This window comes from Streptomyces sp. NPDC048643 (assembly GCF_040650615.1).
GTDB lineage: Bacteria > Actinomycetota > Actinomycetes > Streptomycetales > Streptomycetaceae > Streptomyces.
Genome location: NZ_JBEZHO010000081.1, coordinates 17,020 through 28,604, shown reverse-complemented (window position 1 = coordinate 28,604; position 11,585 = coordinate 17,020). Strand labels below are relative to the sequence as shown.

The 11,585-nt window shown below is 70.1% G+C and carries 6 protein-coding genes; 2 read left to right on the top strand and 4 right to left on the bottom strand.

Going from position 1 to position 11,585, the window contains the following annotated elements; genetic code table 11:
• Positions 1-187 precede the first annotated feature (187 nt).
• Positions 188-5,128, bottom strand: coding sequence for an NAD-glutamate dehydrogenase (locus AB0C62_RS40515; protein WP_362982106.1), 4,941 nt, complete (start codon positions 5,126-5,128; stop codon positions 188-190).
• A gap of 668 nt (positions 5,129-5,796) precedes the next feature.
• On the opposite strand from AB0C62_RS40515, the gene AB0C62_RS40510 reads away from it, so the two are divergent.
• Entirely contained in the window at positions 5,797-6,363 is a 567-nt protein-coding gene (locus AB0C62_RS40510) for a DJ-1/PfpI family protein (protein WP_081217619.1), read from the top strand.
• A 114-nt stretch (positions 6,364-6,477) separates the two neighbouring features.
• Here the strand turns inward: AB0C62_RS40510 and AB0C62_RS40505 are convergent, their stop codons facing one another.
• Positions 6,478-7,143 (bottom strand): HAD family hydrolase, encoded by a 666-nt coding sequence (locus AB0C62_RS40505; RefSeq protein WP_362982104.1) that lies wholly within the window; start codon positions 7,141-7,143, stop codon positions 6,478-6,480.
• A gap of 48 nt (positions 7,144-7,191) precedes the next feature.
• On the bottom strand, positions 7,192-7,707 hold the full coding sequence (locus AB0C62_RS40500; protein WP_362982102.1) for a hypothetical protein: 516 nt from the start codon (positions 7,705-7,707) through the stop codon (positions 7,192-7,194).
• Between the two features lie 341 nt (positions 7,708-8,048).
• Between AB0C62_RS40500 and AB0C62_RS40495 the strand changes: the two genes are divergently transcribed.
• The gene (locus AB0C62_RS40495; RefSeq protein ID WP_362982100.1) at positions 8,049-8,609 is read left to right on the top strand and encodes an Rv3235 family protein; all 561 of its coding nucleotides are present in this window, start codon (positions 8,049-8,051) and stop codon (positions 8,607-8,609) included.
• 92 nt (positions 8,610-8,701) lie between these two features.
• Here AB0C62_RS40495 and secA read toward each other — a convergent pair whose 3' ends face one another.
• Complete coding sequence (secA, locus tag AB0C62_RS40490; protein WP_362982098.1) at positions 8,702-11,545, bottom strand: preprotein translocase subunit SecA; 2,844 nt, start codon at positions 11,543-11,545, stop codon at positions 8,702-8,704.
• Positions 11,546-11,585 lie beyond the last annotated feature (40 nt).

The window sequence follows — 11,585 nt, the reverse complement described above, 5'->3', positions numbered from 1 at the left end:
CCATCAGGGCGAGCGTGAAGAGCGTGCCGAGGATGAAGACCAGGACCGGCCAGCCGGTGAGGTGTCCGTCGCCGCCGAGCTGGAGGGCCGGGGACCCGGGGGCACCGCGTCGACGCGTGACGCGCCTCACGACGAACGGGGGCGCCCCGGACCAGGAAGGTCCGGGGCGCCCCCGTCGGCGTACCGCCTAGGAGTGCGCGCGCAGCAGCGTGCGCATCGTCCGCATCGCCACCGACAGGTTCGCGAGGTCGAACGAGTCCGAACCCCGGATCTCCTCCAGCGTGGCGCGGGCGCGTCCGAGGATCGGCGCGTTCCTCTCCTGCCAGGCCTCGAAGCGCTGCTCCGGCGTGGAGGTGCCGTCGCCCACCGCGAGCACGTCCGCGGTGAGTGCCGCGTGGGCCGCGTAGAGGTCCTCGCGGATCGACGCGCGGGCCATCGACTGCCAGCGGTCGGCGCGCGGCAGCTCGATGATGCGGTCCATGAGCTGCGTGATGCCGAGTCGGTCGGCGAGGTCGTAGTAGACCTCGGCGACGGCCATCGGGTCCTTGCCCATGCGGTCGGCCACCGAGACGATGTCCAGCGCCGGGAAGGCGGAGGAGAATCCGGCCACCCGCGTGGCGAGTTCGTCCGGCACGCCGGCGTTCGTCAGCTCGTCGCAGATCTGCTGGTACCACTCCAGGTCCGCGCCGCGCAGCAGCTTGGGCAGCTCCGACCACACCTGCTCGACACCCGCGCTGAAGAACGTGATCGTCTCGGCGAGCTGGAGCGGCTGCGGCCGGTTGTTGAGCAGCCAGCGCGTACCGCGCTCCACGAGCCGGCGCGAGTGCAGCCGGATCCGGGTCTGGACGTCGGCGGCGACGACATTGTCGAGCGCCTCCACCGCGTCCCACACCGCACTGGAGTTGAAGATCGCGCGGGCCGCGGTCTGCGCCCGGACGATCTCCTCCAGCGAGGCACCCGTCTCCTCACGGAGCCGGTGCAGGAAGCTCGTACCACCCGTGTTGACCGTGTCGTTGACCAGGACGGTCGTCACGATCTCGCGGCTCAGCGCGTGTCCCTCGATCTGCTCGCGGAACCGGTCGCGCAGCGCCGACGGGAAGTACGCGTGCAGCAGGTTCTGCAGGTACGGGTCGTCGGGCAGCGAGGTGGCGAGCAGGTCCGTGGAGACCGTGATCTTCGTGTACGCGAGGAGGACGGCCGTCTCCGGACCGGTCAGACCCTGACCGGCGGTGAGCCGCTCGCGGATCTGCCGCTCACTGGGCAGGAACTCCAGGGCCCGGTCGAGATGCCCCTCACGGACCAGGTGGCGGAGGAACCGCTGCTGGGCGTGGAGCATGCTCGGGGACTGGGCCAGCGCGTTGGCGATCGCCGTGTTCTGCGCGTAGTTGTTGCGCAGCACCAGGGCGCCGACCTCGTCGGTCATCTCGGCGAGCAGCTTGTTGCGCTGCTTGACGGTCAGGTCGCCGTTGGCCACCACCGCGTTGAGCAGGATCTTGATGTTCACCTCGTGGTCCGAGGTGTCCACGCCCGCGCTGTTGTCGATGGCGTCGGTGTTGATCTTGCCGCCGGCCTGCGCGAACTCGATCCGGCCGAGCTGGGTCAGGCCCAGGTTGCCGCCCTCGCCGACGACCTTGACGCGCAGCTCGGCGCCGTCCACGCGGATCGCGTCGTTCGCCTTGTCGCCGACCTCCGCGTTCGACTCGGCGGACGACTTCACGTAGGTGCCGATGCCGCCGTTCCACAGGAGGTCGACGGGGGCCTGGAGGATCGCCCGCATCAGGTCGGCCGGCGTCATCTTCGCGACCTTCGACTCGATGCCGAGGGCCTCACGGATGTGCGCGTTGACCGGGATGGCCTTGGCGCTGCGCGGGAAGACACCGCCGCCGGCCGAGATCAGGCCGGTGTCGTAGTCCGCCCACGAGGAGCGCGGCAGCTCGAACAGGCGGCGGCGCTCGGCGTACGAGGTCTCCGCGACCGGGTCCGGGTCGATGAAGATGTGCCGGTGGTCGAACGCGGCGACCAGCCGGATGTGCTCGGAGAGCAGCATGCCGTTGCCGAACACGTCACCGGACATGTCGCCGACGCCGACCACGGTGAAGTCCTGCGTCTGGGTGTCGACGCCCAGCTCCCGGAAGTGCCGCTTGACGGACTCCCAGGCACCGCGGGCGGTGATGCCCATCTTCTTGTGGTCGTAGCCGGCGGAGCCGCCGGAGGCGAAGGCGTCGCCGAGCCAGAAGTCGTAGCTCTCGGCCACCTCGTTGGCGATGTCGGAGAACGTCGCCGTGCCCTTGTCGGCGGCGACCACGAGGTACGTGTCGTCCTCGTCGTGCCGGACGACGTCGGCCGGCGGCACGATCTCACCGGCGACCAGGTTGTCGGTGATGTCGAGCAGCGCCGAGATGAAGGTCCGGTAGCTGCGGATGCCCTCGGCCAGCCACGCGTCGCGGTCGGCGGACGGGTCCGGCAGCTGCTTGGCGACGAAGCCGCCCTTGGCGCCGACGGGCACGATGACGGTGTTCTTCACCATCTGCGCCTTGACCAGGCCGAGGATCTCCGTACGGAAGTCCTCGCGCCGGTCGGACCAGCGCAGACCACCGCGCGCGACCTTGCCGAAGCGCAGGTGCACGCCCTCGACGCGCGGCGAGTACACCCAGATCTCGAACGCCGGGCGCGGCGCCGGGAGGTCGGGGATGGCCGTCGGGTCGAACTTCATGGAGACGTAGGCGTGGGGGGTGCCGTCCGCCGTCTTCTGGAAGAAGTTCGTGCGCAGGGTCGCCTTGATGAGGTGCAGGAAGGACCGCAGGATCCGGTCCTCGTCGAGGGAGGCGACCTGGTCGAGCGCCGCGTCGAGCTCCTCCAGCAGCGCGTCGGTCAGTTCGACGCCGGCGCGCTGGCGCTCCGGCGACATCCGGGCCTCGAAGAGCGAGACGAGCAGCCGCGTGGTGTGGACGTTGTTGCGGAGGGTGTCCTCCATGTAGTCCTGGCTGAACGTGGAGCCGGCCTGGCGCAGGTACTTCGCGTACGCCCGCAGCACCATCGACTGGCGCCAGTTGAGGCCGGCGCTCAGGACGAGCGCGTTGAAGCCGTCGTTCTCGGCCTGGCCGGTCCAGGTGGCGGCGAAGGCCTCCTGGAACCGCTCGCGGCCGTCGTCGCCGAGGTAGTCGCCGTTGCCGGTCAGGGACTTGGGCAGCCTGAGCCCGAAGTCGTAGATCCACGCCGTCGTACGGTCCGAGCAGCGCAGTTCGTACGGGCGCTCGTCGGTGACCTCGACGCCCATGCGGTTCAGGGCGGGCAGGACGGCGGACAGGGAGACCTGCTCGCCGGTGCGGTAGATCTTGAACCGGCGCTCGCCGGGGGCCGCGCCGACCGGCTCGTAGAGGCTGAGCGCGAAGTCCTTGCTCTGTTCCTGGCCGAGCGCCTGGAGGTGCACCAGGTCGGCGACCGCGGAACGCGGCGAGTGGTCGGCCTTGTAGCCCTCGGGGAAGGCGTTGCCGTAGTGGCGCAGCAGTTCGGCGGCGCGCTCCTCACCGCACTCGGCGGTCAGCGCCTCACCGAAGCCGTCGGCCCAGGAGCGGGCGGCCTCGACGAGACGCGCCTCGATCCGGTCCTTGTCGGCGTCGGAGAGCTGCGCCAGCTCGGTGCCGGGCTCGACGCGGACCACGAAGTGCAGCCGGGACAGGATCGACTCGGTGTTCCAGGCCGTGAAGTCGACGCTGGTGCCGTTGAGTTCTTCCTTGAGGATGTCGATGATCCGCAGGCGCACACCGGTGGTGTAGCGGTCGCGCGGAAGGTAGACGAGGGCCGAGTAGTAGCGGCCGTACTCGTCCTGGCGCAGGTAGAGCCGCAGTCGGCGGCGCTCCTGGAGGTACAGGACGGAGGTGACGATCGCCCGGAGCTCGTCGGCGGGCGTCTGGAACAGCTCGTCGCGCGGGTACGTCTCCAGGATCTGGAGCAGGTCGCGGCCGTCGTGGCTGTTGGGCGAGAACCCGGCCCCGCGCAGGACCTCCTCGACCTTGCGGCGCACGACGGGCACGCGGCGCACGGACTCGGTGTACGCGGCGGACGAGAAGAGGCCGAGGAAGCGGCGCTCGCCGACGACCTCGCCGTTCTCGTCGAACTTCTTGACCCCGACGTAGTCCAGGTACGACGGCCGGTGCACGGTGGCCCGGCTGTTCGCCTTGGTCAGGACGAGCAGCTTGTGCTCGCGGGCCTTGGCGCGGGCGTCGGCGGGCAGCCGCTCGAAGGACGGGCTGACCGGGTGGCTGTCCTCGTCGCCGTGCTGCGGATCGGAGCGCAGGATGCCGAGCCCGGTGCCGGGGACGGCGGTCAGCGAGTCGTCGTCGCGCAGCTGGTACTCGCGGTACCCGAGGAAGGTGAAGTGGTCGCCGGACAGCCAGCGCAGCAGCTCGCGGGCCTCCTCGACCTCCTGCTCGCGCAGGTCGTCGGCGGCGGGCTCGGCGGGCAGCTCGTCGGCGATCCGCAGCGCCGCGTCGCGCATCTTCTCCCAGTCCTCGACGGCCTCACGGACGTCGGACAGGACACGGAGCAGGTCGGCGGTGATCTGCTTCAGATCGGCGCGGTCGGTCTCGCGGTCGATCTCGACGTGGATCCACGACTCGACGTGCGCGTCGTGCGGCAGGTCCTCGGCGGAGGGCCGCGTGGGCAGCACCTCGATGAGCTTGCCGGTCAGGTCGCGCCGTACGACGAACTGCGGGTGGATCACGACGTGGATGCCGCGGCTCTGGCGCGACAGCTCGTTGGTCACCGAGTCGACGAGGAACGGCATGTCGTCCGTCACCACCTCGACGACGGAGTGGCTGCAGGTCCAGCCGTTCTCCTCGACGGTGGGGGTGTGCACGCGCACGTTGGCCGTGCCCTGAGGGCGGTTCTCGGCCAGTCGGTAGTGGGAGAAGGCCGCTCCGAAGACGTCGACCGGGTCACGGTCGCTGAGGTCCTCCGGGGCCGTGTGCAGGTAGTAGCGCTGGAGGAACGCGAGCACGGTGTCCCGGTCGGGGGTGCCCTCGTCCGTCGTCCCGGTCGGTAGGTGCCCCCCGACCGGGCTGTTCTCAGCTACCCGGGCGGCCCGTTCAAGCAGCTCGGCCTTGGCTTCGTCCAGCTTGGTCTGCATTGTCCTCTGGCTCCTGTCGCGCGCCGTTGCGTGACGTTGAAGGAAGTACGGTCTCGTCGCTTCCGACGCAACGCCGTGACGCGGGGTGTCCGGTCTGCTTCGACGCTATGCCGCAAGGTGAGATGAGCGGGGGGTTATCGGCCATTCTCGGCGCCCTCGGGGACTGTGACGCTGCTCTCGGCGGCGTCAATCTCTCGGGTGCCCTCGACGTACGGAGTGCGGTGCCGTCGGCGCTGGCGGCTCTCCCGCTCGCGCACACGGCGTTCGCCGTCATCCCGTCCCGCTCACGAAGATCAGCGACTGACGCCCGGTCACGGATGTCGTCCGTGCGCTCCGGGCGCGGGGCAGGGGCGACGATGCCCCCGCGAGATATCGCGCTGATCACGCCACCAGGCTATCCCCCCTCACCCGGGGGTCGTCATGAGCCGTATGTGTACAAAACCAGGGGGGGAACTTTGACAGTATGCACAGGGACGAATGGGGCGAGGACGTGCAGTGCGGGCCGACAACGGGCTACCGTCGTCCTACGGACGGTGTTCCGCGGCAGCCGGACCCGGGGACGGCGCTTCACAGGGTGCGCGGCCCCTTGGCAAGTCCCTCCCCCGGAGGCAGGTTGACCGGGACGACCGAACGGAACGCCTGAGCACGGCCGACGGGAGCGCAGCACCATGGCAGCGAAGATCCTGATTGTCACCGGCGACGCGGCGGAGTCACTGGAGGTCCTGTACCCCTACCAGCGGCTGCGTGAGGAGGGCTACGAGGTCCATATCGCGGCGCCCGAGCAGAAGAAGCTCCGGTTCGTGGTCCACGACTTCGAACCCGGCTTCGACACGTACACGGAGAAGCCCGGCTACACCTGGCCGGCCGACCTCGCGTTCGCGGACGTCGACCCGGGCGCGTACGTCGCGCTCGTCATCCCCGGCGGGCGTGCTCCGGAGTACCTGCGCAACGACCCCGAGCTCCGGAAGATCCTCAAGTCGTTCTTCGACGCGGACAAGCCGGTGGCCCAGATCTGCCACGGCCCCCTGCTGACCGCGGCCGTCGACAGCCTGCGCGGCCGCCGCGTCACGGCGTACCCCGCGCTGGAGCTCGACATGCAGGCGGCGGGTGCGACCTTCCAGGACGCGGAGGCCGTCGTCGACGGCACCCTCGTCTCGGCCCGCGCCTGGCCGGACCACTCGGCCTGGATGCGCGAGTTCCTGACGGTGCTGCGGGCGAAGGCGCCGGTGACCTGACGTGTGTGACGCCCCGGGCGCGGCTCTCGCGCCCGGGCTTCACGCACCTGTCGGGTCTTCGGTCGCTCTGCCCCTCCGCCCCTCCGCACCTCCGGCCCGTAGGCCTTCGGCCGCTCAGGCCGCGAGGCACTGCGCCTCCTCGACGGCTTCCGCCAGGCTGTCCACGACCGGGACACCCACCAGCTCCAGGCTGGCGCGACTGTGCGAGCCGCCGGTGTAGAGCACCGCTCCGGCCCCCACGTGCCGGGCGGCGACCGCGTCGTCGGCGGCGTCCCCGATCACCACCACGCGGGACGGGTCGACGCCGGCGAGCGCCGTGAGGTGTCGCACCATGTGCTCCGCCTTGCTGCCCCCGGAGGGCCCGGTGCGGCCGTCCACCCGGACGAAGTGCGGCTCGATCCCGAAGCCCCGCACCAGCGGCACCAGTTCCTCGTGCCCGTACATGCTCAGCAGCGACTGGCTGCGGCCCGCCGCTCCCCAGCCGGCGAGCAGCGAGGGCACCCCGTCGGTCAGTCCGCAGGCCACGCGGTGCTCCGCGTAGTACCGGTGGAAGGTGTCGTCCATGACCTGCCACTCGGCGTCCGTGGGCAGCCGCCCCATCAGCCGCTCGTAGAACTTCGGCACGGGCACGCAGTACATTTCCCGGTACCGCTCCAGCGTGATCGACTCGAGCCCCAGCTCGGCGAACGCGGCGTTCGTCGCCCCGATGATCGCGTCATTGTCGTGGAACAGCGTGCCGTTCCAGTCCCAGACGATGTGCGCGTTTTCCGGCTTCCCCATACACAGAAACGTACCCGTCCCCACCGACAACGCCACACCCCACGGGGGCTACTCGCCCTGCCCCAGAAGGCTGGGGATCTCCTGCCGGGCGAACCACAGCAGTTCGTGGTCCTCGGCCCCGTCGACGACGAACTGCGCGTCGTCGTCCCCCATGTCCGCGGCTCCGAGAGCCTGAGCGGCCGCGGTGACGTCCTTCTCGGCGTCCGGGGCGTCCACGTGGACGGCGGCGGCCTTGGACAGCGGCACCGCCTGCGAGACGCGCACCTCGCCGAGCGCGGCGGGGTCGAGTCCCCGGTCGGGATCGACGGCCGCGGCACGGTCGGGCACGTCCACGGCGACGACGACCCGGCGCCGCACCGCCCCGGGGTCCACGGCCACGAGCCGCAGCGAGGCCAGCGCCGCACGGCTCAGCGCCGCGTACTCCAGCTCCTCGATGTCCTCGGAGAGGTACCACTCGCGCAGCGCCGGGGTGACGGCGTACGCGACGAACGGTCCCGCCTCCAGCTCTCCCGTCCTGTACGCCTCGGCGAGACCGGAGAGGGTCAGGGGGACGTAGACGCGCATGGTGGCCGCTTTCGTAGTCGGGGCTCCGGGGATTCGCGGTCCGCGGGCTCCGGGGAGGGCGGTCCCGCACCTCCGGGGAGGGCCTTCAGGATACGTGCGGGCGTCCCCTTTCGAGTCCCCGGCCGCCGCTTCCGGGACGTCCACCCCGGTCCCTCGATTCACCCGGTACCCCCCTTGGCCCGTGGGGATTCCCGACCGCCCGGCAACCCTGATAGGTGAACTCTCCGGGGGCTGCGACGCGCGCCCGTCTTCCTTGCGAGGGCCCTCCCCCGCCTCGTACAAGATCCCCAACAGCAGGTTACCGACCGGTATGAACCGGTCCGGAGGAACGGGGACGGCACATGAACAAGGTGATGACCAGGAGCAGGCGCCATCCGGGCGGCCGGCCGCCGGGCCGTCAGGACTCGCGCCGCCCCGGGAGCACCCCGCCTCGCACGCCGGGCGCCGGGACGCCCGCCAGGCCGCCGGGCGGCAGCCCCCCGCCGGGCCCGGCCCCCTCGGCGGCACCGTCCGCCCCACGCGCCCAGGAGGGGGCGCACGGCGGGGTACGGCCCGCCACGCGTCCCCGGCCCACCGACGTCTTCGCCGAACGGCTGCTGGCCGTCCTGAGCGGCACGCGTCCCGTCCACTGCATGTTGCGCCACACCGCGGGCCGGGCGTACGACGAACTGGTGTGGCTCGCCGAGCGCGGCGCCCTGCGCGCCCGGGGCGCCCGCCCGGTCGTCCGGGACATCGGCTACTACGTCGCCCGTCCCGGCGCCGTGGAGGCCTTCGCCCGCATCGGCGCCGGCGACCAGCTCCGCGCCATGGCCTTCCGGCTGGAACAGGGTCCCGACCTGCGCTGGCGCTGCACGGCGATCGAACTGGGCGGCCCCCGCATGCCCCACCGCGACGACGACTGAACGTCGGAAGGGCCGGGCACCTGGGTGCCCGGCCCTTCCGACGTACTAGCGGTCGCGCGCTCCGGCCGTCACCGGCACCGCGCGACCCTCACTCACTTCTTGCGGCGACGAGCGCCGCCCTTCTGCTGCTTGCGGCGCTCCGCGCGCGTGAGGCCGTCCGCCTCGGAGCGCACGGGCTCGTCGTCGTGGGTGAAGTCGCCCTCGATGACACCGCCCTCACCGTCGACGGTCGGGGCGGAGAAGTGCAGGCGGTCCGGGCGCTGCGGGGCGTCGAGCCCCTTGGCACGGATCTCGGGCCGCACGGCGCCCGCGGGAACGGCGTCCTGCTTGTCCAGGGACGGCGCGGAGTCCCGCACCTCGACCTCCTCGACCTGCTGCTCGACCTGGACCTCCAGGTTGAACAGGTAGCCGACGGACTCCTCCTTGATGCCGTCCATCATGGCGCTGAACATGTCGAAGCCCTCGCGCTGGTACTCCACGAGCGGGTCCTTCTGGGCCATCGCGCGCAGGCCGATGCCCTCCTGGAGGTAGTCCATCTCGTAGAGGTGCTCGCGCCACTTGCGGTCCAGGACCGACAGCACGACCCGGCGCTCCAGCTCACGCATGATCTCGGAGCCGAGCTGCTCCTCGCGGGCCGCGTACTGGTCGTGGATGTCGTCCTTGATGGACTCCGAGATGAACTCCGCGGTCAGACCGGAACGGTCACCGGCGGTGTCCTCCAGCTCGTCGACGGTGACCTTCACCGGGTAGAGCTGCCGGAAGGCGCCCCACAGCCGCTCGAGGTCCCACTCCTCGGCGAAGCCGTCGGCGGTCTCGGCCGCGATGTACGCGTCGATCGTGTCGTCCATGAAGTGCTGGATCTGCTCCTGCAGGTCCTCGCCCTCCAGGACGCGGCGACGCTCGCCGTAGATGACCTCACGCTGCCGGTTGAGCACCTCGTCGTACTTCAGGACGTTCTTACGCGTCTCGAAGTTCTGCTGCTCCACCTGCGACTGGGCCGACGCGATCGCGCGCGTGACCATCTTGTTCTCGATCGGCACGTCGTCCGGGACGTTCGCCATCGACATGACGCGCTCGACCATCTGCGCCTTGAACAGACGCATCAGGTCGTCGCCCAGCGAGAGGTAGAACCGGGACTCGCCCGGGTCGCCCTGACGGCCGGAACGACCGCGCAGCTGGTTGTCGATACGGCGCGACTCGTGGCGCTCGGTGCCGAGGACGTACAGGCCGCCGAGGTCCTTGACCTCTTCGAACTCGGCCTTGACCGCCTGCTCGGCCTTCTCCAGAGCGGCGGGCAGGGCCGCGGCCCACTCCTCGATGTGCTCCTCGGGGTCGAGACCGCGCTGCCGCAGGTCGGCCTCGGCGAGGTCGTCGGGGTTGCCGCCGAGCTTGATGTCCGTACCGCGGCCCGCCATGTTCGTGGCGACGGTGACGGCGCCCTTGCGGCCCGCCTGCGCGATGATCGGCGCCTCACGGTCGTGCTGCTTGGCGTTCAGCACCTCGTGCTGGACACCGCGCTTGGAGAGCTGCTGCGAGAGGTACTCGGACTTCTCGACCGACGTCGTACCGACGAGGATCGGCTGGCCCTTCTCGTGCTTCTCGACGATGTCGTCGACGACCGCCTCGAACTTCGCGACCTCGGTGCGGTAGATCAGGTCGGACTGGTCCATGCGGACCATCGGCCGGTTGGTCGGGATCGGGACGACGCCCAGCTTGTAGATCTGGTGGAACTCGGCGGCCTCGGTCATCGCCGTACCGGTCATGCCGGAGAGGCCCGGCATTTCCTTCTCCTGCTGGTCGTGGCGCTTGTAGAGGCGGAAGAAGTTCTGCAGGGTGATCGTCGCGAGCGTCTGGTTCTCGTCCTTGATGTCCACCCCTTCCTTCGCCTCGATCGCCTGGTGCATGCCCTCGTTGTAGCGGCGGCCGGCGAGGATACGGCCGGTGTGCTCGTCGACGATCATGACTTCGCCGTCGATGACGACGTAGTCCTTGTCCTTCTTGAACAGTTCCTTGGCCTTGATGGCGTTGTTCAGGTAACCGACGAGGGGGGTGTTCACCGACTCGTAGAGGTTGTCGATGCCCAGCCAGTCCTCGACCTTGGCGACACCGGGCTCGTGGATGGCGACGGTGCGCTTCTTCTCGTCGACCTCGTAGTCACCGGTCTCCTCGATGCCCTTGAGGGGGTTGCCGGGCTCGCCCTTCTTGAGGCGGGTGACCAGCTTGGCGAAGTCGCCGTACCACTTGGTCGCCTGGTCGGCCGGGCCGGAGATGATCAGCGGCGTACGGGCCTCGTCGACGAGGATGGAGTCGACCTCGTCGACGATCGCGAAGTTGTGGCCGCGCTGGACGAGTTCGTCCTGGGCCCACGCCATGTTGTCGCGCAGGTAGTCGAAGCCGAACTCGTTGTTCGTGCCGTACGTGATGTCGCACGCGTACTGCTCACGACGCTGGGCCGGGGTCATGTTGGCGAGGATGCAGCCGACCTCCAGCCCGAGGAACTTGTGGACGCGGCCCATCATTTCGGAGTCGCGCTCGGCCAGGTAGTCGTTGACCGTGATGAGGTGGACGCCCTTGCCGGAAAGGGCGTTCAGGTACGCGGGCAGGGTGCCGACGAGCGTCTTGCCCTCACCGGTCTTCATCTCCGCGACATAGCCGAGGTGCAGCGCGGCGCCGCCCATCATCTGCACGTCGTAGTGACGCTGGCCAAGGACGCGCTTGGCCGCCTCACGGACGGTGGCGAACGCCTCGGGCAGCAGGTCGTCGAGGCTTTCGCCGTCGGCGTACCGCTGCTTGTACTCATCGGTGAGGGCCCTCAGCTCGGCGTCGGAGAGGTCGACGAAGTCCTCTTCGATGGAGTTGACCTGGTCCGCGATGCGGTGCAGCTTGCGCAGGATCTTGCCTTCGCCTGCACGCATGATCTTCGAGAGGACGGACACGGGGGTTTGTCTCCTTGCCGGTCGGGCCTGGGACGGTCGG